Annotated in this window: 20 protein-coding genes; all 20 read left to right on the top strand. The window is 66.4% G+C overall.

The genetic code is table 11. The annotated features are described in order from the left end of the window. The first annotated feature begins 54 nt into the window (after window positions 1-54). Entirely contained in the window at window positions 55-936 is an 882-nt protein-coding gene (locus AC6HZP_RS23025; RefSeq protein WP_497524707.1) for a substrate-binding domain-containing protein, read from the top strand. Window positions 937-965: 29 nt separating this feature from the next. Beyond that, window positions 966-2081: a mandelate racemase/muconate lactonizing enzyme family protein gene (locus AC6HZP_RS23030; protein WP_201401258.1), complete on the top strand. Its 1116-nt coding sequence runs from the start codon at window positions 966-968 to the stop codon at window positions 2079-2081. 49 nt (window positions 2082-2130) lie between these two features. Further along, entirely contained in the window at window positions 2131-2931 is an 801-nt protein-coding gene (locus AC6HZP_RS23035) for an SDR family NAD(P)-dependent oxidoreductase (RefSeq protein WP_497524708.1), read from the top strand. Window positions 2932-2947: 16 nt separating this feature from the next. Further along, window positions 2948-3781, top strand: coding sequence for an amidohydrolase family protein (locus AC6HZP_RS23040; RefSeq protein WP_497524709.1), 834 nt, complete (start codon window positions 2948-2950; stop codon window positions 3779-3781). 33 nt (window positions 3782-3814) lie between these two features. Next, the gene (locus AC6HZP_RS23045; protein ID WP_497524710.1) at window positions 3815-4813 is read left to right on the top strand and encodes an ABC transporter permease; all 999 of its coding nucleotides are present in this window, start codon (window positions 3815-3817) and stop codon (window positions 4811-4813) included. Between the two features lie 60 nt (window positions 4814-4873). Continuing rightward, window positions 4874-5899 (top strand): sugar ABC transporter substrate-binding protein, encoded by a 1026-nt coding sequence (locus AC6HZP_RS23050; protein WP_497524711.1) that lies wholly within the window; start codon window positions 4874-4876, stop codon window positions 5897-5899. Further along, window positions 5896-7410: a sugar ABC transporter ATP-binding protein gene (locus AC6HZP_RS23055; RefSeq protein ID WP_497524712.1), complete on the top strand. Its 1515-nt coding sequence runs from the start codon at window positions 5896-5898 to the stop codon at window positions 7408-7410. Before AC6HZP_RS23050 ends, AC6HZP_RS23055 begins: the two co-directional genes overlap by 4 nt. Before the next feature lie 457 nt (window positions 7411-7867). Beyond that, the gene (locus AC6HZP_RS23060) at window positions 7868-8911 is read left to right on the top strand and encodes a LacI family DNA-binding transcriptional regulator (protein ID WP_497524713.1); all 1044 of its coding nucleotides are present in this window, start codon (window positions 7868-7870) and stop codon (window positions 8909-8911) included. Beyond that, a complete protein-coding gene (locus tag AC6HZP_RS23065) occupies window positions 8908-9699 on the top strand; it encodes an SDR family NAD(P)-dependent oxidoreductase (RefSeq protein WP_201401265.1) in 792 nt (263 codons plus the stop codon). Before AC6HZP_RS23060 ends, AC6HZP_RS23065 begins: the two co-directional genes overlap by 4 nt. Window positions 9700-9867: 168 nt before the next feature. After that, entirely contained in the window at window positions 9868-10830 is a 963-nt protein-coding gene (locus AC6HZP_RS23070; protein ID WP_497524714.1) for an ABC transporter permease, read from the top strand. Window positions 10831-10832: 2 nt separating this feature from the next. Then, the gene (locus tag AC6HZP_RS23075) at window positions 10833-12326 is read left to right on the top strand and encodes a sugar ABC transporter ATP-binding protein (RefSeq protein WP_497524715.1); all 1494 of its coding nucleotides are present in this window, start codon (window positions 10833-10835) and stop codon (window positions 12324-12326) included. Window positions 12327-12341: 15 nt separating this feature from the next. Beyond that, window positions 12342-13310, top strand: a complete 969-nt coding sequence (locus tag AC6HZP_RS23080; protein ID WP_201401268.1) for an ABC transporter permease — start codon at window positions 12342-12344, stop codon at window positions 13308-13310. 57 nt (window positions 13311-13367) lie between these two features. Further along, window positions 13368-14357 (top strand): sugar ABC transporter substrate-binding protein, encoded by a 990-nt coding sequence (locus AC6HZP_RS23085; RefSeq protein WP_497524716.1) that lies wholly within the window; start codon window positions 13368-13370, stop codon window positions 14355-14357. A gap of 304 nt (window positions 14358-14661) precedes the next feature. Next, entirely contained in the window at window positions 14662-16263 is a 1602-nt protein-coding gene (locus AC6HZP_RS23090; RefSeq protein WP_497524717.1) for a rhodanese-like domain-containing protein, read from the top strand. Between the two features lie 44 nt (window positions 16264-16307). Next, window positions 16308-17117: a MetQ/NlpA family ABC transporter substrate-binding protein gene (locus tag AC6HZP_RS23095; protein ID WP_497524718.1), complete on the top strand. Its 810-nt coding sequence runs from the start codon at window positions 16308-16310 to the stop codon at window positions 17115-17117. 117 nt (window positions 17118-17234) lie between these two features. After that, the gene (locus AC6HZP_RS23100; RefSeq protein WP_497524719.1) at window positions 17235-18038 is read left to right on the top strand and encodes a MetQ/NlpA family ABC transporter substrate-binding protein; all 804 of its coding nucleotides are present in this window, start codon (window positions 17235-17237) and stop codon (window positions 18036-18038) included. An 83-nt stretch (window positions 18039-18121) separates the two neighbouring features. Then, window positions 18122-19555, top strand: coding sequence for an LLM class flavin-dependent oxidoreductase (locus AC6HZP_RS23105; protein ID WP_497524720.1), 1434 nt, complete (start codon window positions 18122-18124; stop codon window positions 19553-19555). Beyond that, window positions 19552-20754, top strand: coding sequence for a methionine ABC transporter ATP-binding protein (locus tag AC6HZP_RS23110; protein ID WP_497524721.1), 1203 nt, complete (start codon window positions 19552-19554; stop codon window positions 20752-20754). Before AC6HZP_RS23105 ends, AC6HZP_RS23110 begins: the two co-directional genes overlap by 4 nt. Continuing rightward, complete coding sequence (locus AC6HZP_RS23115) at window positions 20735-21403, top strand: methionine ABC transporter permease (RefSeq protein ID WP_201401275.1); 669 nt, start codon at window positions 20735-20737, stop codon at window positions 21401-21403. Before AC6HZP_RS23110 ends, AC6HZP_RS23115 begins: the two co-directional genes overlap by 20 nt. A gap of 108 nt (window positions 21404-21511) precedes the next feature. Further along, entirely contained in the window at window positions 21512-22774 is a 1263-nt protein-coding gene (locus AC6HZP_RS23120) for an acyl-CoA dehydrogenase family protein (RefSeq protein WP_497524722.1), read from the top strand. Window positions 22775-23125 lie beyond the last annotated feature (351 nt).

The raw sequence follows: 23125 nt of genomic DNA on the forward strand, positions 1-23125 counted from the left end.
GAACCAGTATTGTCTCGACCTTGCCGAGTGCATCGTCGGGAAGGGAGCGATGCCTTGAATTCCGGTTCCGTCAAACTGAGATTTCGTCTGCTCACCATCGCGGCGAAAGAGGAGCTCTTCACTGTCGTGCGGAAGGGCATGAACGACGCCGCCGCCGCGATGCAGGTCGAGGCCGAGCTGGACGGCACGCCGGGCGTCGAGGCGTCCGAGCTCATCCGGCTCGCGCGCCAGGCGATCGCCGACGGCGTCGACGGCATCGGGCTCAACATCTTCGACGCGACCGCGTTCAACGAGGTGATCGCCGAAGCGCGGGCGAAATCGATCCCCGTCGTCGGCTTCAACATCGACGCCTCGCGCCGCACGAGCGGCAATCTGAGCTGGATCGCGCAGGATTTCCACGCCGCCGGCAAGGCGCTCGGCGCCCGGGCCGCGGCGGCGATCCCGAAGGGTTCGACCGTCCTCATCACCGTGCATGACGACGGGGTCGACGCGCTGGAGGAGCGCCTCGCGGGCATCCAGGCGGGGCTCGCGCAGCACGACATAAGCTGGCGGCGCCTGCGCGTCGGGCAGGATCCCGAGCGCGGCGCGACAATCCTGCGCGAGGCGATCGCGCAGTTTCCCGTGCAGGCGATGCTCGGCACCGGCCAGGGCGACACCGAGGCCTGCGGCGTGGCGGCGAGGTCGCTGGCTCCGAACCATCCCTATGTCGCCGGCTTCGACCTGTCGCCCGGGATCGTCGACATGATCTCGGAGGGCTTCATCGACTGCGTCATCGACCAGCAGCCCTATGCGCAGGGCTTCTATCCCGTCGTCCAGCTCGCGCTCTACCGCCGCTACGGCCTGCTGCCGCCGCCCTCGCTCGACGCGGGCGCGGCCATCGTCGACCGCGCCAATCTCGACGCCGTCCGCGCGCTTAGCCGGCAATCCATTCGCTGACCCCTTTCTCGAACTGCCTGAGACCTGACATGAAGATCAAATCGGTCGAGCCCTTCATCCTCCACGTGCCGCTCAACGTGGATTCCATCTCGGACTCCACCCACACCATCACCCATTGGGGTGTCGTGGGCGCCAAGATCGTCACCGAGGATGGCCTCGAAGGCTACGGCTTCACCGGCACGCACGCCCACCTGCCGACCGACCGGCTGATCGCCGCCTGCATCTCGGACAGCTACGCGCCGATGCTGATCGGCGAGGACGCGCAGGACGGTGACCGGCTCTGGGCGAAGCTCGCGCGCTATCCGGCCGTGCAGTGGGTCGGCCGCGCCGGCGTCACCCATATCGCGCTCGCGGCAATCGACATCGCGCTCTGGGACCTGCGCGCCAAGAAGGCGGGACTGCCGCTCTGGAAGCTGCTCGGCGGCGCCACCGTCGACAAGCTCGAGGCCTACAACACCGATATCGGCTGGCTCTCCATCCCGAAGGAGCGGCTGGTCGAGGGCAGCCTGCGCGCCATCGAGCAGGAAGGATTCCGCCGTCTGAAGCTGAAGGTCGGCCACGCCGATCCGACGATCGACATCGCCCGCATCGAGGCCGTCCGCAAGGCCGTCGGGCCCAGCGTCACCATCGCGATCGACGGCAACGGCAAGTGGGACCTGCCGACCTCGCAGCGCTTCTGCGCCCGCGCCGAAGCCCTCGACATCTTCTGGTTCGAGGAGCCGATGTGGTACGACGACGTCGCCTCGCACGTCACGCTGGCCCAGTCGACCTCGATCCCGATCGCGCTCGGCGAGCAGCTCTACACGGCGGAGGCCTTCAACAACTTCATCGCCTCGGGCGCGGTGCAGTATGTGCAGCCCGACGTGACCCGCGTCGCCGGCATCACCGAATACATCCAGGTCGCCCATACCGCGCATTCGAACCGGCTGCCGGTGGTGGCGCATGTCGGCGACATGGGCCAGGTGCACGTCCACCTCTCCTTCTGGCATCCGGCGACGACGATGCTCGAATACATCCCCTGGATCAAAGACTGCTTCGCCGAGCCGATCCGCATCGAGGATGGCCACTATGTCCGCCCGCAACTGCCGGGCGCCGGCTGCACGCTGACCAAGGACGCGATTGCCGCCTACTCCAAGGCCCTCTGAGCGCCGGGAGGCGCATTTTCAGGGACTTGGGAAAAGGGAGGAGACCCAAATGACACGACCCATCGAGCGGGAATTCGAAGGCAAGACCGCCTTCGTGGTGGGCGGCAGCTCCGGCATCGGGCTGGCGTCCGCAACCCTGCTGGCCGATCGCGGCGCCAATGTCGCGATCATCGGCCATTCGACGAATACGCCGGCGCTCGCCGCCGAGCTCTCGGCCGACGGCAAGCGCAAGGTGATCGGCTTCAACGGCGATGCCAGCCAGGCGGATTTCGTCCGCCAGGCCATCGCCGACACGGTCGCTCACTTCGGCGGGCTCGACATCCTGATGTGCTCGGCCGCCATTCATCCGCTCGGCAACGTGATCGAGACGGACGAGGCGACCTGGGACCGCACCTTCGCCGTCAACATCAAGTCGATGTACCTGACCTGCCACTATGGAGCGCCGCATCTGATCGAGCGCGGCGGCGGCTCGATCATCACCGTCTCGTCGGTGCAGGCGACGTCGAACACGCCGAATGTCTGCGCCTATGCGACGACCAAGGGCGCGATCGTCACCTTCACCCACACGCTGGCCGTCGATCTCGCCAAGCACGGCATCCGCGCCAACACCATCTGCCCCGGCTCGATCATCACGCCGATGCAAGAGCACTTCGCCAAGGGCAACGCCGACGGCCGAAGCGTCGAGGAGGTGTATGCGGGGCTGGCGCGCCCGGTGCCGCTGCACCGGCTGGGCGAGGCGTCCGAGATCGCCGAGCTGGCGGCGTTCCTGGCGAGCCCCCGCTCGGGCTTCTGCACCGGATCCGAGTTCACCGCGGATGGCGGCCTGCTCGCCAGCCTCCGCATCGTCTAGCCGGGTGGGAGGCATCATGCGCCGGATCGACTGCCACATGCATTTCTGGACTCTGGCGATGGAGTCCCACTACGCGCTCTGGATGTCGCCGGAGCTCAAGGTGCTCTATGGCGACTACGGCCCGCGCGATGCGCGGCCGCTGATGGCGGCGAACGACGTCGAGGGCGTCGTGCTGGTATCGGCCGCCGCCTCGGTCCAGGAGACGGCCTACCTGCTCGGCCACGCCGACGCCAACGACTTCGTCCGCGGCGTCGTCGCCTGGGTCGACATGCTCGGCGAGAACGCGTCCGCCGAGCTCAGGGACTGGGCCCGGTTCCGCAAGCTGAAGGGCATCCGCCCCTATCTGCAGGACCTGCCGGACGACGACTGGATCCTGAACCGGGCGCTCGATCCGGTCGTCGAGACGATGCTGGAGCAGGGCCTCCGCTTCGATGCGCTGGTCAAGCCGCGCCACATCCTCAACACCGTGAAGTTCATCGAGCGTCACCCGACGCTGCCGGTGATCGTCGATCACATGGCGAAGCCGGAGATCCGCAACGGCGCCTTCGAGCCGTGGCGGCGCGACATGGAAGAGTTCCGCGACCTGAACCACGTCCACTGCAAGCTCTCGGGCATCCTGACCGAGGACGGGCCGGACTGGTCGCCGGAACGGCTCAAGCCCTATTTCGAGGCCGTCCTCGACATCTTCGGGCCGGACCGGCTGGTGTTCGGCAGCGACTGGCCGGTGGTCAATCTGGTCGCCGATTACGGCCGCTGGATCGACACGTTAGGCGGTGCCCTCGCCGGCCTCACCCGCGCCGACCAGCAGAAGATCTGGGCCGACAATGGCGAGCGCTTCTATGGCCTCTGACGCTCAGCTCTCCGAAGCAACCCGAGTCTGACGATGGCAAATTTGCAGAATCCCGATGCCGGGCGCCTCAAGCGCCGCGGCCTCTCCAGCCTCGCCTTTGACGAACTCGGCATCGCGCTCGCCGTGCTGCTGTTCTTCGTCGTCGGCGCCTTCAGCAGCCCCTATTTCCTGACGCTCAACAACCTGACCGGCATCCTGCAGAACGTCACCTTTCTCGGCTTTCTCAGCATCGGCGTCGGCCTGACGCTGATGGCCGGCGAGATCGACATCTCGGTCGGCTCGATCTTCGGACTCTCCTCGATCGTCACGGCGCTGGTGCTGAAGGCAGACTACCCGCTCGCCATCGCCATCGCCGCGGGCCTCTCGACCGGCCTCGTCTGCGGCTTGGTCAACGGCGTCGTCGCCGAGATCATCAAGGTTCCGGTCGTGGTCATCACGCTCGCCACGCTCGGCGTCTACCGGGCGCTGGCGCTGGTGCTCGCCAACGGCTCGCCGGTCGGCGGCCTGCCGGAGATCCCCGGCTTCTTCGAATGGTTCGGACAGGGCAGCATCGGCCAGATTTCCTACATCACGCTGCTGTTCCTGGCCGTCGCCGTGATCGTCGAGATCGTGCTGCGCTGGACGTCGTCCGGCTTCCGGCTGCTGGCGATCGGCAGCAATCCGCACGCCGCCCATCTGATCGGCTTCCATGTCGAGCGCACGCGCATCACCGTGCTCGCCTTCTCGGGCCTGATGGCCGGTCTCTCCGGCGTCTGCGCCGTCGCCTACCTGCAGACGGCGAGCCCGACGAGCGGCACCGGCTACGAGCTCGCCGTGCTCGCCGCCATCATCATCGGCGGCGTCAAGCTCACGGGCGGCCGCGGCTCCATTCTCGGCGTATTGCTCGGCCTCTGCGTCATCGGCGTCATCCAGAACCTGATCGTGCTCTGGGGCATATCGCCGAACTGGTCGCAGGGCGTGTCAGGCCTGGTGCTGATCGCCGCGATGACGCTGACCTGGATCACGAAACGAGGCGCCAGCCAGCGCGGCTGAGCCCGTCCAAAAGCAAGAGGAAGCGGGTCCGTCAGACGGCCCGATCAGGAGGAGGATGACATGACGGATCACGAGCAGACGAACGGCTTCGACCGGCGCCAGTTCGGCAAGCTTCTGGGGCTCGTCGGCGCCGCGGCGGCGCTGAGCACGCCGGCGCTGGCGCAGCAGGGCGGCGACTGGAAAAACTGGGTCAACAGCTTCCACGGCAAACCGATCAAGATGGCGGTCTCCTGCGGCGGCACGACCAACCCGTTCTTCGCGCCGCTCAAGGCCGGCGCCGAGGACGCGGGCGCCCAGCTCGGCATCGAGATGCAGTGGGGCGGCGTGCCCGACGGCAACACGATCAACCAGATCGCCCAGTTCGAGCAGCTGGTGAACACCGGCTTCCAGGCGATCGTCGTCGTCGCCTTCGAGCCTGACGCCTGGATCGCGCCGATCAAGAAGGCGATGAAGGCCGGCGTGCTGGTGCTGACCGCCAACAACGACACGCCGAAAAGCGGCCGCGAGCTCTATTTCGGCCAGGATCTGGTCGCCGCGGCGGTCGCGCAGGGCGAACTCGTCGCCAAGCTCGCCGGCGGCAAGGGCAAGGCGGCGCTCACCAATTGCGCGCCGGGATCGCTCGGACTCGACCTCCGCGTCCAGGGCGCCAGGCAGGGCCTGCAGCAGGGCGGCATGGAGACGGCCGGCGTCTACAACACCAATCCCGCCGACATGGCGAGCGAGATCGGCACCATCCAGGACATCCTCAAGGCGCATCCGGATCTCGGCGCGCTGATGCCGCTCTGCGGTCCCGATACGGCGGCGGCCGGCCTTGTGCGCAAGAACCAGGGCAAGGACATCCCGATCGTCGGCACCGACCTGCTCTACCAGACGCTGCAGCTGATCAAGGAAGGCCACATCGACGCGACCATCGGCCAGCAGCCCTATCTGCAGGGCTATCTGCCGATCATGTACGCCTATCAGCGCGTCGTGCTGGGAGCGCCGAAGCTCGACCTGCCGGGCGGCAATTTCTATCTCGCCAACGAGATCGTCACCAAGGAGAACGTCGACCACTACCTGATCCGGGAAGAGCGGTTCCGCGGATGAGCGAACAGGCTGGCGCGGCGCTTCTGAGCGCACGGAACATCAGCAAGCAGTTCGGTGAATTCCGGGCGCTCAGCGATGTCTCCCTCGAGGTGAAGGCCGGCGAGGTTCACGGGCTTCTCGGCGCCAATGGCGCCGGGAAATCCACGCTGATCGGCGTGCTGTCGGGCGCAATCCGCCCGGACAGCGGCAGTCTGAGCGTGGCCGGGCGGACGATCCCGCTCGGCTCCCTCTCCGCCGCGCGGCAGGCCGGGCTCTCGGTGGTGCACCAGGAGCTGATGCTCTTCAACGACCGCACGGTCGAGGAGAACATCTTTGCCAGCGCCCTGCCCTCGGCATCGTTCCGCTTCCTCAACCTGCGCGAACGCCGCCGCAAGGTGGAAGCGACGCTGGAGCGCATCGGCGCGGTCGTCGATCTCGACCGCCGCATCGACGAGCTGCCGCTCTCGCATCGCCAGCTGGTGGAAATCGGCCGGGCGCTCTGCTCCGGCGGCCGCGTGCTCGTGCTCGACGAGCCGACCTCGGCGTTGTCGCAGCCTGAAGCCGAGGGCCTGTTCTCGGCCATCCGCTCGATCGTGGCGGAAGAGGCGGCGGTCATCTTCGTCTCGCACCGCTTCGACGAAGTGTTCTCGATCACCAACGGCATCACCGTGCTCCGGGACGGCCGCGTCGCCGGCAGCTGGCGCACGGCCGACGTGGACATTCCCTCGGTGACGCGCGCCATGGTCGGCGAAACCGCCGATGTGCCGAGATCGGCGCGACGCACGGGCGATGCCGGCAGGACCGTCATGACCCTGCTGGGGTCGTCCGAACGGCTCGGCAAGATCGATCTCTCGCTGCGCGCCGGCGAAATCGTCGGCCTCGCCGGGCTGGAAGGCTCCGGCGTTTCGACCGTGCTGGAGATGCTGGGCGGCGTCGAGCGCGTCGATGGACGGATCGAAGTCGAGGGCGCGCCGGTGACGTTCCGCCATCCGAGCCACGCCATTGGCCATGGCGTCGTCTACATGCCGCCCGACCGCAAGAAGAGCGGGCTGTGGCTCGACCGGACCACGGCCTTCAACATCAACGCCGCCTCGGTATCGCGCATGCCGGCGTTTCGCTGGCTGGATCGCAGCCGGCTCGAGCGCGAGGCCTCCGACCGCATGCGCCAAGTCGGCGTGCGGATCAGCGCGCTTCGCGAGTTCACCGGCCGGCTGTCGGGCGGCAACCAGCAGCGCGTCCTGCTCGGCCGCTGCCTCGACCTTCAGCCCAGGATCCTGCTTCTCAGCGACTTCACGCGCGGCGTCGACGTGAAGGCAAAGGCTGAGATCCACCAGCTGGTGCGCGAGCTCGCCGACGAGGGGATCGCGATCTGCCTCACCTCTTCCGACATGGAAGAGCTGCTCGATATCGCCGACCGGATCGTCTGCATGCAGGGCGGCCGCGTCGTCGCCGACCAGCCGAGCCCCGAGCTCGACAAGCACAGCCTGCTAACCCAGGCCTCGACGGCCTCCCCGCGCGCTCTGCACGCCTGAGCCGTCGCAACGGGTCCGAGGGGGAGCCTTCCCTCGAGCCCCTCATTCGCCATACGCCTCTTCCTTCGCCTCCCCGAGGTGAGGAAGGGGCTCGGCCCCAACGCTTTCCCCATGGGAATTTCGCGCTAGCCCGGCCGCCGCGCGGCGACGATTCCGCCGGATCAGGACCATCCGGACGAGCTTGGCAGCCGGCTCGCAGGCCTCCAGGCCCTCCACCCGGCGCAGCCCGTAACACCCTGCGCCCTCACGCTTTTCCTAGTGCCATCCCACGCCTCCCCGCAGGCAGCCCGCTAGGGATCGCAAGACCTTTCGTCCTTCCGCAAGATCCTTCCCCAGAGGCGCCGCCCGACCGTCAGCGCAGCCTCCTGCCGACGCCCGACAGGCCGGAATTGTTTTGACTATTGACAGCCCGACGAAACGCTCGCATCTTCGATGAAACGTTTCATAAGTGGCTTTGATGTCCGATAAACCGACGATGAACGACGTGGCGAGGCTCGCGCGCGTGGCGCTGGGTACTGTCTCGAAAGTGCTGAATGGCGACGTGACCGTCAAGCCAGAGCTGCGGGCTCGCGTCCTCGAAGCGGCCGAGACCCTGCGCTACCAGCGCAACCGGATCGCAGCCAGTCTTCGTAGCCGGCATACCCAGACCGTCGGCATCGTCATTCCGGACATTCTGAACACCTTCTACGCCGAATTCGTCGAGAAGATCGAAAACCTGGCGGCCGAGGCCGGCTACACCGTCCTGATCGTCACGACGGGTGAAGACTCGCAGCAGGCCAAGACCCGGGCCGACACGCTGATCCAGCGGCAGGTCGACGGGATGATCGTCATTCCGCCGCTCGACGGCTCCGACATGCTGATGGATCTCCTCGGCCCCGACCTGCCTTGCGTCATCGTCGACCGTATCGCGGCCGAAAACCCCTATCCGAGTGTTGCCGTCGACAATATCGACGCCGCCTACCAGGGCGCGCGCTACCTGCTGTCGCTCGGCCACCGCCACATCACGCTGGCGGTCAACTCGCCCAATCTCTGGAACACGCGCGAACGCATCATCGGTTTCGAGCAGGCCATGCGCGAGGCCGGCGCCAAGGCGGATGTGCGCATCGTCGGCATGACGGTCGAAGACGCGCGGATCTCGCTCAGCGACCTCTTCCGCGGCGGCGAGCGGCCGACCGCCCTCTTCACGGCGAACAACCTGGTGACGCTCGGCGCCATTCATGCGCAGCACGATTGCGGCATCGAGATCCCGGCCGAACTGTCGCTGCTCGCCTTCGATGATTTCGAATGGCTGCGGCTGCTGCGTCCGGCCGTCAGCGCCATGCAGCAGCCGATCGACCAGATCGCGGTCGAGACCTGGCGGCTGATGTTCCAGCAGATCGGCAAGCAGCCGATCAGCCTTCGTCATGTTCGCTCCGGCGCGCAGCTGATGATCCGGCAATCCACCGCTGCCTTGGTGGCAAGCGGCAAGAAGCCAAGCGGCAAGAAACTAGGTGTGATGTGAGTGAACTGACAGGCCGAGGGGCCATCATTACAGGCGGCGGGCGTGGCATCGGGCTCGCCTGCGCGCGGCTTATCGCGGAACGAGGCGGCGCCGTCGTCCTGCTCGGGCACGACCGCGAGATGGTCGAAGGTGCCGCCGCGACCTTGCGCGACGACGGCCTGGAAGCGACCGCCGTGGTCGCTGACATCAGCGACGAGGCGGATGTCGAGGCGGCCATTGCGGAGGCTGCGACCGTGCTCGGCTCGATCGACATTCTCGTCAACAATGCCGCCATCCAGCCCTACGGCACGGTGGCCTCGATGAGCCCGGGCGAATGGGACACAGTGCTCGGCGTCAATTTGCGCGGCACCTACCTCGCCTGCCATCACGCGCTGCCGCACATGGTGAAGCAGGGGCGCGGCTCGATCGTCAACATCGCCTCGGTGCAGGGTTTGGCCAACCAGGCGCGCGTCGCCGCCTACGCCACGTCGAAGGGCGGCATGATGGCGCTGACGCGCTCGATCGCGATCGATTTCGGCCGCGCCGGCATCCGCGCCAACGCCGTCTGCCCCGGCTGCATCGATGCGCCGATGACACATTTCTCGGCAAGCGAGACGGCGCCGGGCCGCGAGGCGGAAACCATCAGCCAGTGGGGCAATTCGCAGCCGCTTGGCCGCGTCGGCCGGCCGGAGGAGGTCGCCGAGGTCGTGGCCTTTCTCGCCAGCGACCGCGCCAGCTTCTGTTCGGGAGCGGAGTTCAAGGTGGACGGAGGATTGATGGCAAGCCTCGGCGTGGCGCTGCCGGACTGAGGACCGGCTCAAGCCGGGTTCCGCACGCGCCACTCAAATCAGGTCAGGTCCGGCATTTTCGCCGGCCACAAAATGAAACGTTACATATTTCGAAGCGACGGGGTTTCGCTTCGAAAGGGAGGGGACGATGAAGCAAACCAACCGACCCGACGAGAGGAGAACCGCGCCATGTCGCTAGCCGGAACTCTCCCCGCCGCGCCGCGCAAGTGGCCCTCGCGTCAGGTGCTCATTTCGCTCGCGATCATCGCCGCGATCCTGATCGGGCTCTGGATCCACGCGCCGAATTTCTATCGCTACAACAACATCATCAACGTGCTGCTGCAGGCGTCGCTGCTCGGCATGCTGGCGATCGGCATGGCGGTCATCATGATCGTCGGCGGCATCGACCTGTCGCTGCCGGCCAACATGGCAATGAGCGCGGTGCTCGGCGCCTTCTACATGAAGGCGACCGGCGACTGGGTGACCGGCTCGCTGATCATGGCCGGCATCGGCCTCGCCATCGGCCTGATCAACGGTTTCGCCGTCGCCAAGCTCAAGATGATCCCCTTCGTGGTCACGCTCGCCATGATGACCATGGTGTCCGGCACGTCGGTCTGGATGACGAATTCGCTCAGCATCTCGCAATTGCCGGAAGGCTTCGTCGATCTCTTCAACGCGCGTCCCTATTTCCGCATCCCGATCACCATCTTCATCGTCGCCATCCTGGCGGTGGTGGTCACGATACTGATGCGGTCGTCGATCGTCGGGCGCTGGGCCTATGCCGTCGGCATCAACGAGAAGGCCGCGCGCGTCGCCCGCGTGCCGATCAGCCGCGTCGTGATGGCGAGCTATGTCTTCGGCGGGCTGATGGCCGGCCTGACCGCGATCCTGCTGACGGCGCGCCTCGGCTCGGCCTCCGCCAATATGGGCAATGACGGCATGGTGCTCGACATCGTGTCGGCCTGCGTCGTCGGCGGCATCAGCATCTATGGCGGAGCCGGCCGCGTCGCCGGCGCCCTGTTCGGCGCACTGCTGATCACCGTGCTCTCCAACGCCATGAACCTGATCGGCGTTTCCTTCTATCTGAGCCTCGTCATCAAGGGCGCGGTCATCGTCGCCTTCGTCGCGGCCGACAGCCGGGGAGCGAAGTAGCGATGAGCGGACAAACCATCCTGCGCATGGACGGCATCGCCAAATCCTTCGGCACCGTGCCTGCGATCAAGAGCGCCCATCTCGAAGCGCGCGGCGGCCAGGCCCTGGCCGTCATGGGCGCCAACGGCGCCGGCAAGTCGACGCTGATGAACATCCTCGGCGGCGTCGTGACTTCGGACAGCGGTCATATCTCGATCGACGGCGAGCCGATCACGCTGCGCTCGCCGCGCGACGCCAACCGCAACGGCATCGCCTTCGTGCACCAGGAACTGACGATGTTTCCGACGATGACCGTCGCGGAAAACATCTTCATCGACGGCATGCCGACGGAGAAAGGCTTCATCCGCATGCCGGAGATGATCCGGCAGTCCGAGGTGCTGCTTACCCGTCTCGGCTGCAACATCTCGCCGAAGACGCCGGTCGAGCAACTTTCGATCGGCGATCGCCAGCTGGTGGAGATCGCCCGAGCGCTGCGCCATCAGGCGCGGATCATCATCTTCGACGAACCGACCTCCTCGCTGAGCGCGCCGGAGCGCGAACGGCTCTTCTCCGTCATCCGCGGCCTGAAGGCCGAGGGCGTGGTCATCCTCTACATCACGCACTTCCTCGACGAGATCTTCTCCATCTGCGAAGAGATCGCGGTGATGCGGAACGGCGAGACCGTCTGGACCTCGCCGATGTCGGAGGTCGACCCGGCACAGGTGGTTCACCTCATGCTGGGCATCGCCGAGGCCGAAGGCCGCATCCGCGAGCCGGTAGCGGCGGAAGGCGACGCACTGCTCTCCGTCACCGACCTCGGCCGGCAGGGGGCGCTCAGCGACATCGACTTCGAGATCAAGCCCGGCGAGATCGTCGGCCTCTGGGGCCTGCTCGGCTCCGGCCGCACCGAGCTGCTGCGCGCCCTGATCGGCCTCGACCCGATCGACAAGGGAACGATCCGCTGGCGCGACGGCGCCACCGCCTCGGAAATCACGCCTGCCAGACTGCATGCGCATGTCGGGATCGTCACCGAGGACCGGCGCGGCGAGGGCCTGCACCTGCCGCTCTCCGTCGCCCAGAATATCTCGCTGCCCAATCTGCGCTCGCTGCTGAACCGCTGGCGCCTCGTCGGCCCGGACAAGGAAGCGGCGCTGGCGGACGAGATGATCCAGCGGCTGCAGATCAAGGTCTCCGGCCGCCAGCAGCCAGTCGGCACCCTCTCCGGCGGCAACCAGCAGAAGGTGGTCTTCTCCCGCTGGCTGGCGACCAATCCCCGCCTGTTCCTGCTCGACGAGCCGACGCGCGGCCTCGACGTCAGCGCCAAGGACGAAATCATGAAGCTGGTCGTCGAGCTGGCCGAACAGGGCTGCAGCTGCCTGATCGTCTCTTCGGAGGTGCAGGAGCTGATGCGCGTCTGCGACCGCTACCTGGTGATCAGCCGGGGCCGCCTGATCGGCAACCTGCCCGGCTCGTCCACCAGCGGCGAGCTGATGCAAGCGATCGCGACGATCAACTAGGCACGGAACAAAGCCATGAAGATCAAGACAAGTGCCGACATGCTCATCAAGAACGGGTTCTTCATCGTCTTCGCGCTCGCCTTCCTCTTGTTCGCGACGATGACGGATCACTTCTTCAAGGCACAGAACATCCTGAACATCCTGCACACCATGGCGCCGCTGGCGATCACGGCGTCCGGGCTGGCGCTGGTGGTGATTTCCGGCCGGCTCGACATCTCGGTCGGCTCGACGGCGTTTCTCTCCTGCGCCGTCGGCGCGCTGCTGATGAAGAACAGCGGCCTCGACCCGATCCTCGCCGCCATCCTGGTGCTCGCCTGCGGCGCGCTGCTCGGCGCCGTCAACGGCTTCATCGTCACGGTGCTGAACGTCAATTCGCTGATCGCCACGCTCGGCACGATGATCGCCTATCGCGGCGTCGCGCTGGCGCTCACCGATGCATTGCTCGTGCAGCTGCCGGAGCCGATCCGCGTGCTCGGCAATGCCCATATCGGCCCGGTGCCGACCGACATCTTCATCATGCTGATCGTGCTCGTCGGCGTGCACCTCTTGCTCGAGAAGACGTCCTTCGGCCGCCAGCTGGTCGCCATCGGCAACGACATCGCCATTGCCCGCAAGGTCGGCCTGCCCGTCGACCGGACGGGGTTCCTGAGCTTCGTCCTCGCCGGCACGCTGGCCTCGGCCGGCGGCATCCTGACGACGGTGCAGAACGGCGCGGTCAGCCCCTTCCTCGGCAGCGGCCTGGAGTTCACCGCGCTCGCCGTGGTGGTCGTCGGCGGCATCAGCCTGGTCGGCGGCCGCGGCACGATCCTTCTCGCCATTATCCCGGGCGCCTTCATCTTCGAGATGATCCGCAACGGGCTCACCAATCTCGGCGCCAACCCTTACTCGTACAGGCTTGTCGGCGGCGCCGTGATCTTCGCAGCGATGTATGCGGATGCACTGAAAAGCGGACGGCTTTCGCTCAAACGGGGCACCAACCCCTGAGATCCAAATCCCGCCTGTGAAATGTACGAACAAGCCAAACTTTAGGAGGAGAAAGTTATGAAACGTTACATTCTGTGTGCTGCCCTCGCCGCCGGTCTCGCCGGCTTCGCACCGGCCCATGCCGCCGAACCGCTCAAGGTCGGCTTCTCGCTCGACACCAAGGAATCCTCGCTTCAGACCGCATGGGAGGCGTTTTTGCGGTCCGAGGGCGAGGCCCAGGGCAAGGAAGCCGGCTTTGACGTCGAGTGGGTCATCAACGTCGCCAACGCCGACCCGGCCCGCCAGGCCGCCAACATCGACGACCTGATCACCACCGGCGTCGACGTCATCATCGCCCGCGCCTTCGATTCGGGCGCGATCGGCACCTCGATCAAGGCCGCGAAGGATGCCGGCATTCCCTTCATCACCTTCGATCGCGGCTCGACCAGCGGCACGCCGACGGCGCATGTCGGCGGCGACAGCTACGACCAGGCGCGCAGCACCGGCCTCGCCTTCGCCGAGATCCTGAAAAAGGCCGGCGTGCAGGGCAAGTGCATCGAGCTGCAGGGCATGCTGACGGACATCAACGCCGTCAACCGCAGCAAGGCCTGGAACGAAGTCGGCAAGGAGACGGGCCAGTACGAGACGATCATCCAGGTTCCGACCGAATGGAATCCGGAACTGTTCCTCTCGGGCCTCACCAACGCGCTGACGGCGAAGCCGGAAGCGAACTGCGTCTTCGCCGCCAGCGACTTCGCCTTCCCGTCGATCCAGGCCGCGCTCGAAAAGGCCGATCGCTGGGCTCCGACCGGCCAGCCGAAGCACATCTGGCTCGCCACGACCGACCTTCTCTCCGCCGCCGTCAAGCCGATGGAAGAAGGCTATATCGACGTCTCCACCACCTGGGACGCCTATCTCCAGGCCAAGGAAGCCGTGCGCGTCATCATCGCCCTGAAGAAGGGCGAGGATCCGAAGTGCGGTCCGGACGGCTGCCTCGCCAAGGGTCGCACGGTGACGCCGGCGACCATCAAGGAAACGCCGAACCTCTGGTCGCGCGACTTCCAGTAGTCTGAAGACGGGGCCGGCTAATGCCAATTCGCCGGCCCCGGTTTTCCGGAGCCCCTTCCTCGTCGTCTTTCCGGGGAGGCCACAGGAGATTGCCCGGGCTCACGATCAGCGGCAGCCAATATTCGTGGAACGTCCGAACCCGGAAAAAACGCTCTCCGGCACGCCGCAACTAAAGCATATAAAATCTATCAATCTGGTCGGGTATATATAGGCTGCAACTCGCTGCACGGCATGGTCACGGCCCGGTTGAAACGGGATGCCGCGCACAGTGGGATGAACCCATTTGCGAGTTACGGCACCGACAATGACATCCAGTTCCGAGATAACTGCAGATCAGCTTCACCAGAAGTTGTCAGAGCCAGATGAGCTGGCGCTGATCGATGTGCGCGAAGCGAAATTCTATGCGCGCGGCCACATAAACCTTTCCGCCCACATTGCGCTGAGCACGCTCGAGCCGCAGATCCTGCGCACGGCGCCGCGCAAGTCCGTGCCGATCGTCCTCGTCGACGAGGCGGATGGCGCTGCCGCGCGCGCCCGGGACACGCTGCTCGACCTCGGCTACACCGATGTCCGAATCCTCGCCGGCGGCGTCGCCGCATGGGTGGCGAGCGGCTATCCGCTCGGCACCGGCTACAACACGCTCGTCAAGACTTTCTCGGATCTGGCGCACGCCAACTACGCCACGCCGACGATCACGCCGGCGGAGCTCGAGGCCCGGCTCGAGGGCGGCGGCGCGACGACGATCATCGATTGCCGCCCCGAGCAGGAGCACCGGAACATGACGGTCGCCGGCGCGCACAACGCGCCCGGCGTCGAGCTGGCGCTCTACGACCTGCCGAGGGGCAACGAGGCGGATCATCTCTATGTCATCAGCTGCTTCAGCCGGACGCGCGGCATCGTCGGCACGACGACGCTTGCCCGACTGAACGGCCTGCGCAATGTCGTCTTCCTCGAGGACGGCATCATGGCGGCTTTCCTCTACGGCCTGCCGACGGGCCCCGGCGACCGCGATCTGCCGCCGCCCGGCGAGCTGATCCCGGCGGACGTGCTGCGGCGACAGGCCGAAGGCATCGTCGACGCCCACGGCCTCAGCGTCATCGACGCGGCGCGCTATGCGGAATTCCTCGCGGAGCGAGACGAGCGGACGCTCTACGTTTTCGATGTCCGTCCGGAGGCTGCCTATCATCAGGGCCATCTGCCGGGCTCCCAGTCCGTACCCGGCGGGCAGCTGGTCATGACCTATGACGTCCAGGTCCCGGTGCGGCATGCCCGGATCGTCCTGGTCGACGATCCGCATCTGAAGCGCGCGGCGATCAGCGCATTCTGGCTTTCCCATTTCGACGACGCGGAAATCCACATCCTTCCGCTCGACCCGGTGCAGGCGCAGGTCTCCGACACAGTCTCTCCCGCCCTCCCCGACGATGTCCGCTGGCTGGACGTCGCCGAGGCCGAGGCTCGTCTCCGCGAGGGCCTGACGGTCATCGATGTCGGCCCCAGCCTGAACTACGAGCAGGGCCACCTCCCCGGCGCGAATTTCGTTCTGCGCTCCGCGCTGCCTTCATGGCTCGAGACCCATCCGACCCCGGCCGCCATACTGTTCACCTCGCCCGATGGCGCCAACGCCGCCTATGCGGCGTCCGAAATCCGTCGCCGGTTCGGCATCGATGCCTTCGCGCTCAAGGGCGGCACGGAAGCCTGGCGCCGCGCCGGCCTGACGCTCGAAACCGAGTTCAGGCCGGAACAGCTGCTGTCGCCCTTCGACGACGACTGGGGCTCGACCATGCGCGCCAAGGTGAACCGCGAGCCGCTGTTTCGCGACTACCTCGCCTGGGAGCGCAGCCTCGGCCACGCGATCGAGCAGGACGACACGGTCCGGTTCCGCTGGCTGGCCGCCAGCGCCGCCTGACGCCCGATTTTTCCAAACGACGATCCAAGCAAGGAGTCTGGGACATGGTCTCTCGCCGGCAGTTTTTCGGTCTCGGTATCAGTCTGGCTATCGGTCTCGGCATTGCCGGCGCATCCGGCCCGTCCTTCGCAGACGAGAAGCCGCTGCGCATCGGCCTTGCCACCAGCATCGCCAATGACGCTGTCCGCCACGCCGCGCAGCTCGCCGAGCAGCAGGGCCTCAAGGTCCAGATCATCGAATTCACGGATTGGGTCACCCCGAACTCCGCCCTCGCCAATGGCGATGTCGACGTGAACTACTTCCAGCACATCCCCTTCCTCGAGAACGCCGCCAAGGCGAATGGCTGGAACTTCACCCCCGTCGCTCCCGGCTACAACTCGGTCTCCGGCATCTATTCGGAAAAGCTGAAGTCGCTCGACGACATCAAGGACGGCGCGACGGTCACCATCGCCAACGACCCGATCAACACGGGCCGCGCGCTGCTCTTCCTGCAGGCGCAGGGCCTCATCAAGTTGAAGGACGGCGCCGATTTCCGCGCGACGCTCTTGGACGTCGTCGAGAACCCGAAGAACCTGAAGTTCGTCCAGGTCGAGGCCCAGCAGGTGGTGCGCTCGCTCCCCGACGTCGACTTCGTCGTCTCCGGCCCCTCCTTCATCAAGCTCGCCGGCAAGGATCCGGACAGCGCGCTCGTCTTCGAGAAGCCGGATAATGTCTACGCCATGCAGTGGGTGACGCGCGCCGAGGACGCCAAGGATCCGCGCCTCGCGAAGTTCATCCAGGTCTACGAGAACGACCCGGAAGTGAAGCCGCTGCTGACCAAGCTCTACAACGGCCACGTCACTTTCGCCTGGTAGGCGCGGCGCCCGTCGCCCGAAGCCGGACAACCCGATCTCCAGATCCCGATACGCGGCCCGCGCCATCCCGGCGCGGCCGCTCCCCTCCCAGACCCTTGGAATGAACGGAGTTTCAGCATGATCTCTCGTCGGCTATTCGCCGGTCTCGCCTTCGCCGTCGGCAGCGTCCTCTTGGCATCTGGCCCGTCGCTGGCCGCCGATACCAAGCCGCTGCGCATCGGCCTGGCGTCGAGCCCGGCCAATGAAGCCGTGCGCTTCGCCGCCGACCTCGCCGGAAAGCAGGGCCTCGACGTCAAGCTGGTGGAATTCACCGACTGGGTGACGCCCAACACCGCGCTCGCCAATGGCGACGTCGACGTGAACTACTTCCAGCACATCCCCTTCCTCGAGAACGCTGCCAAGTCGAACGGCTGGAACTTCACCGCCGTCGCGCCCGGCTACATCAGCTGGCTCGGCGTCTATTCGGACAAGCTGAAGTCGCTCGACGAGCTCAAGGACGGCGCGCAGATCGCCTTCGCCAACGACCCGGTCAACACCGGCCGCGCCCTCTTGTTCCTGCAGTCGCTCGGCCTCATCAAGCTGAAGGACGGCGCCGACTATAACGCCACCCTGCAGGACGTCGTCGAGAACCCGAAGAACCTGAAGTTCATCCAGGTCGAAGCGCAGCAGGTCGTGCGCTCGCTGCCGGACGTCGATGCAGGGCTCACCTTCGCCTCCTTCGTCAAGCTCGCCGGCAAGGATCCGGCCGACGCCGTGGTGTTCGAGAAGCCCAGCAACGTCTTCGCCATCCACTGGGTCACCCGCGCCGAGGACGCCAACGATCCGCGCCTGCAGCAGTTCATCAAGATCTACAACGGCGCGCCCGAGGTGAAGAAGATCCTCACCGACCTCTACCACGGCCAGGTCGGCTTCGCCTGGTAACGACGCGGCAGGTCGCCGGACGGCGACTTGCCAACCAACGCTGGTCAACAGCGACAAACGACAGGGATCATCGGATACACTTCATGGGATACGACAGAAAGCTCCGCCTCAACGCGTTCAACATGAACAGCGTCGGGCACATATCTCATGGCACGTGGACGCATCCGCGCGACCAGTCGCCGAACTATACCGACCTCGACCAGTGGGTGAAGCTCGCCCAGACGCTCGAGCGCGGCAAGTTCGACGGCCTGTTCATCGCGGATGTGATCGGCACCAACGACGTCTATGGCGGCTCGCCCGACGCGGCGCTGCGCGATTCCGTCCAGGTGCCGATCAACGATCCGATCATCCCGCTCTCGGCGATGGCCTATGCCACCCAGCATCTCGGCTTCAACGTCACCGCCAATCTGACCTATGAGCGCCCCTACATCCTGGCGCGGCGCTTCTCGACGCTCGATCACCTGACCAAGGGCCGGATCGGCTGGAACATCGTCACCGGCTATCTCGACAGCGCCGCGCGGGCGATGGGCCTCACCGAGCAGATCCGCCATGACGATCGCTACGACATGGCGGACGACTATCTCGACCTCGTCTACAAGCTCTGGGAAGGGAGCTGGGAAGACGATGCCGTGGAGCGGAACCGCGCGAGCGGGCGCTTCACCGATCCGGCGAAGGTGCACCGGATCAAGCATGACGGCCCCTTCTACCAGCTCGACGCCGTTCATCTCTGCGAGCCGTCGCCCCAGCGCACCCCCGTCCTGTTCCAGGCGGGCACGTCGTCGCGCGGCCGCGATTTCGCGGCGCGCCACGCCGAATGCATCTTCATGTCGTCGCAGGGTCAGAACGTCGAGCTGACGCGCAACATCGTCGCCGACCTGCGCCGCCGCGCGGTCGCCAACGGGCGGGCGCCGGACGACCTCAAGATCTTCGTCGGCGTCACCGTCGTGGTCGACCGGACGGAAGCGGCGGCGCGCGAGAAATATGCCGAATATGAGCGCTATGCGAGCGCCGCCGGCGGCCTGACGCATTTCTGCGCCTCGATCGGCATCGACCTCTCACGCTACGGCCTCGACGAGCCGATCAACGCCGGCAGCACGCAGGCGATGGGCGCCGCCCTCGACGCCATCACGAAATACAACACCGGCGCGTCCTGGACGGTCCGCCGCCTGCTCGACGAGATGAAGCTCGGCTCCCGCAACAAGCCGATCATCGGCTCGGCGTCGCAGGTCGCCGACGAGCTGACGGCATTCGCGCGCGAGACCGACATCGACGGCTTCAACCTGGTGCGGGTGGTGACGCCGGAAAGCTACGAGGACTTCGTCGATCTGGTCGTGCCGGAACTGCAGCAGCGCGGCGTCTTCAAGGAAGAGTACGAGGAAGGCACGCTGCGCGAAAAGCTGTTCGGGCATGGCAGCGACCAGCTCCCGGACCGCCATTACGGCCGGCGGTTCCGCTACCGCCCGTCCGGCGCTGCCGGTGACGCCAATGCGCCTCTGCACGAAGGGACCGCCTCATGACGCACCCAGCAGCAACCGATGCCCTGGCCGCCTGGGCGGGACCCGCGTTGCGGACGGCGGAACTGGCGGGAGCGCCCCTTCCGGGATCGGTCATCTCCCGAGGCGAAACGCGGAGCGTCCCCGCTTCGGAGAACCCGAGATCCGCTGCCAGTGTCGTCTTCGAAGGGATCGAAAAGATCTATTCGACGCCGTCGGGCTCTGTGCAGGCGCTGAAGGACATCAGCATCGAGATCCGCCAGGGCGAGATCTTCGGCTTCATCGGCCGCAGCGGCGCGGGCAAATCGACCCTGATCCGGCTGATCAACCGGCTGGAGCGGCCGACCAGCGGCACCGTCGTCGTCAACGGCGTCACGGCTTCCGGCCTCGTCGGCGAAGGGCTGGTGCAGCTGCGCCGTCGCATCGGCATGATCTTCCAGCATTTCAACCTGATGTCCGCCAAGACGGTGGCGCAGAACGTCGCCCTGCCGCTCGTCATGGCGGGCGCGCCGCGCCGGCAGATCGATCGCAAGGTCGAGGAGCTGCTGTCGCTCGTCGGCCTCTCGGACAAGCGCGACGCCTATCCGGCGCAGCTCTCGGGCGGCCAGAAGCAGCGCGTCGGCATTGCCCGCGCGCTCGTGCACGACCCCGACATCCTGCTCTGCGACGAGGCGACCTCGGCGCTCGATCCGGAAACCACCCAGTCGATCCTCGGCCTGCTGCGCGAGATCAACCGCAGCAACGGCATCACTGTCGTCCTGATCACGCATGAAATGGCCGTCATCCGCGAGATCTGCGACCGCGTGGCGGTGCTGGATCACGGACGGATCGTCGAACTCGGCGACGTCTGGAAGGTCTTCGGCAATCCCGAGCACGACGTGACGAAATCACTGCTCGGCCAGATCGAGCACGGCATTCCGGACGATCTGACGGACCGCCTCCAACCCGGCTTCCCCGCCGGCGCGGGAACGCTGCTGGTCCGGGCGACCTTCCTTCCCGAGAGCGTCGGCGCGCCGGATCTGCAGGCGGTGCTGAAGGTCGTGCACGGCCCCGTCCAGCTCCTGGACAGCGCCGTCGACCGCATCCGCGGCCATACCGTCGGCCGGCTGCTGGTCGCCGTCCCGTCCGAGGGCAACCGCCCGGAAGAGATCGAGACCCGGCTGGGCTCGCTTCCCCCCAACGTCCAAGTCGAGGTGCTCGGCCATGTTTCAGCTCCCGTTTGACGCCTATGCCGAAGTAACCGTCGCGGCGGCGTGGGAAACGGTCCAGATGGTCGCCGCGGCCGGGCTGCTGACGCTGCTGCTCGGCCTGCCGATCGCCATCCTGCTGATCGCCACCGGACCCGGCGGCGTCCTGGAAGCGCCGCGCCTCAACCGGGTCGTCGGCGCCGTCATCAACGCGTTCCGCTCGACGCCCTTCATCATCCTGCTCGTCGCGCTCATCCCGATCACCCGCTTCCTGGTCGGAACCTCGATCGGTCTCTGGGCGGCGGTGGTTCCCATCACCGTATCGGCCACGCCGTTCTTCGCGCGCGTCGCCGAAGTCGGCCTGCGCGAGATCGACCACGGCCTGATCGAGGCGGCCGAGGCGATGGGCGCCCGGCGCTGGCAGATCATCTGGCACGTGCTGCTGCCGGAGGGCCTCCCGGCCATCATCGGCGGCTTCACCGTGACGCTGGTGTCGGTCACCGGCATGTCGGCCATGGCCGGCGTGGTCGGCGGCGGCGGCCTCGGCGATCTCGCCATCCGCTACGGCTACCAGCGCTTCGACACCACCGTGATGATCACGGTCATCGCCATCCTGATCGCGCTGGTGAGCATCATCCAAGTATCCGGCGACCGCCTGGCGCGCCGGCTCAACCATCGCAAGTGACGACGAGGCGGCCGGTATTCCGGCCGACCCGTCATCCCATCCAGACATCCGAACAGAGTATCGGCCGCGCAAGCGACGCGCCGGCCGAAAAGACAAAGGACATCAGCCATGGCATCGACGATCACGGAATATAGTTCCAGCGATCTCCTGAACATATTCAATCCGATTTTCGATGAGATCCGGAAGGACGCGGCCGCGCGGGAGCGTAATCGCACCCTGCTCTTCGAGCAGATCGGCTGGCTGCGCGAGAAGAAGTTCGGCGCGCTGCGGGTTCCGGTTGAGCTCGGCGGCTATGGCGCCTCGGTCGTGCAGCTGTTCGACCTGCTGATCCAGCTGGCGGCGGCGGATTCCAACATCCCGCAATCGCTGCGGCTGCACTTTTCGCGCGTCGAGCGCATCGTCCTCGACTCGGAGCTTGAAAAGCAGAAGGTCTGGATCGAGCGCGTCGCGCGCGGCGAACTGTTCGGCAATGCGACGACGGAAGCACCGGGCCCGACGATCGGCGAAATCCGCACCCGGGTCGTGCCGCATGCCGATGGCAATTTCCGCTTGAACGGACGCAAGGCCTACGGCACGGGCAGCCTCTATTCGCAGTGGATCCCGGTGGTCGCGGTCGACCACAAGGGCGACCGCATCACCGCCATCGTGCCTGCCGACCGGCAGGGCGTCACGCTCGTCGACGACTGGGGCGGCTTCGGTCAGCGCCTGACGGCGACCGGCACGTCGATCTTCGAGGATGTCGTCGTCTATGCCGACGAGCTCACGGAGCATGGCAAGCGGACCTCGCGCTCGGGAAGCGGCTTCGCGCAGCTCGTGCATCTCGCGACGCTCGCCGGCGTCGCCGCCGCGACGGCGCGTGACGTCACCGAAAAGGTCGCGGGTCGTCAGCGCGTCTATTACACCGGCCCCGGCGGCCTGCCGCGCCACGATCCGATCATCCAGGCGCAGGTCGGCAAGATCGGCGCGGCCGCCAACGCCGCCCGGTCGATCGTGCTCGGCGCCGCCGCGTCCATCCAGGACGCCTGGCATCAATGGAACAAGCATGGCGAACATGCACCGGCGACCGAGGAGGCCTATATCCAGGCCGATCTCGCTATCTCATCGGCCCAGGTCACGCTGGTTCCCCTGGTTCTCGGCGCCGCGACCGAGCTCTTCGACGCGCTCGGCGCCTCGGCGATCGACGCGAACACCGGGCTCGACCGGCATTGGCGCAACGCCCGCGCGCTCTCCTCGCACAACCCGCACCTCTACAAGGCCCGGGTCATCGGCGACTATCTGCTGAACGGAACCCTGCCGCCGCTGTTCGTGGCCGGCGACGATGTCGGCGTGCTGCCGAACCAGGAAGCCGCCCGCTCGACGCAAGCGGCCTGATCGGCCGGCGCTCTCCGCGCCCTGGCTTTGATCGGACAGCACGGATCGATCCCGGGACTGGCAGCGGCCTCGCGGCAGGCTGCCAGTTCCCCTCCCTGCGCTCCGGGCCTCGCCCGCTACGCCTTACCCGCCGAGCCGGCCCTCGCGGAATAAAAGCCTCCTGAGCTAACCGCCCGGCGCCGAAGTCGTGCCAAAAATCACTTAGAATTGAAATTTATAGAAAATAATCCTTATTGTCGTTCTGCATTAGAATTTAATGCTTCGACGATATTGGGTGGAATCGGGAAACTTCAACCATGAGATGAGGCCCGGTCCCCATATCGGAGGACGGGCGAGCAGGAGAGACAAGCC

The sequence above is a fragment of the Kaistia sp. SLG-1 genome, from assembly GCF_059699055.1.

What these genes read in the sequence shown, in the direction of transcription:
- AC6HZP_RS23030 (WP_201401258.1), top strand. Translation starts at nt 966, where the DNA reads ATGAAGATCAAATCGGTCGAGCCCTTCATCCTCCACGTGCCGCTCAAC.
- AC6HZP_RS23035 (WP_497524708.1), top strand. Translation starts at nt 2,131, where the DNA reads ATGACACGACCCATCGAGCGGGAATTCGAAGGCAAGACCGCCTTCGTG.
- AC6HZP_RS23040 (WP_497524709.1), top strand. Translation starts at nt 2,948, where the DNA reads ATGCGCCGGATCGACTGCCACATGCATTTCTGGACTCTGGCGATGGAG.
- AC6HZP_RS23045 (WP_497524710.1), top strand. Translation starts at nt 3,815, where the DNA reads ATGGCAAATTTGCAGAATCCCGATGCCGGGCGCCTCAAGCGCCGCGGC.
- AC6HZP_RS23050 (WP_497524711.1), top strand. Translation starts at nt 4,874, where the DNA reads ATGACGGATCACGAGCAGACGAACGGCTTCGACCGGCGCCAGTTCGGC.
- AC6HZP_RS23055 (WP_497524712.1), top strand. Translation starts at nt 5,896, where the DNA reads ATGAGCGAACAGGCTGGCGCGGCGCTTCTGAGCGCACGGAACATCAGC.
- AC6HZP_RS23060 (WP_497524713.1), top strand. Translation starts at nt 7,868, where the DNA reads ATGTCCGATAAACCGACGATGAACGACGTGGCGAGGCTCGCGCGCGTG.
- AC6HZP_RS23070 (WP_497524714.1), top strand. Translation starts at nt 9,868, where the DNA reads ATGTCGCTAGCCGGAACTCTCCCCGCCGCGCCGCGCAAGTGGCCCTCG.
- AC6HZP_RS23075 (WP_497524715.1), top strand. Translation starts at nt 10,833, where the DNA reads ATGAGCGGACAAACCATCCTGCGCATGGACGGCATCGCCAAATCCTTC.
- AC6HZP_RS23080 (WP_201401268.1), top strand. Translation starts at nt 12,342, where the DNA reads ATGAAGATCAAGACAAGTGCCGACATGCTCATCAAGAACGGGTTCTTC.
- AC6HZP_RS23085 (WP_497524716.1), top strand. Translation starts at nt 13,368, where the DNA reads ATGAAACGTTACATTCTGTGTGCTGCCCTCGCCGCCGGTCTCGCCGGC.
- AC6HZP_RS23090 (WP_497524717.1), top strand. Translation starts at nt 14,662, where the DNA reads ATGACATCCAGTTCCGAGATAACTGCAGATCAGCTTCACCAGAAGTTG.
- AC6HZP_RS23095 (WP_497524718.1), top strand. Translation starts at nt 16,308, where the DNA reads ATGGTCTCTCGCCGGCAGTTTTTCGGTCTCGGTATCAGTCTGGCTATC.
- AC6HZP_RS23100 (WP_497524719.1), top strand. Translation starts at nt 17,235, where the DNA reads ATGATCTCTCGTCGGCTATTCGCCGGTCTCGCCTTCGCCGTCGGCAGC.
- AC6HZP_RS23105 (WP_497524720.1), top strand. Translation starts at nt 18,122, where the DNA reads ATGGGATACGACAGAAAGCTCCGCCTCAACGCGTTCAACATGAACAGC.
- AC6HZP_RS23110 (WP_497524721.1), top strand. Translation starts at nt 19,552, where the DNA reads ATGACGCACCCAGCAGCAACCGATGCCCTGGCCGCCTGGGCGGGACCC.
- AC6HZP_RS23115 (WP_201401275.1), top strand. Translation starts at nt 20,735, where the DNA reads ATGTTTCAGCTCCCGTTTGACGCCTATGCCGAAGTAACCGTCGCGGCG.
- AC6HZP_RS23120 (WP_497524722.1), top strand. Translation starts at nt 21,512, where the DNA reads ATGGCATCGACGATCACGGAATATAGTTCCAGCGATCTCCTGAACATA.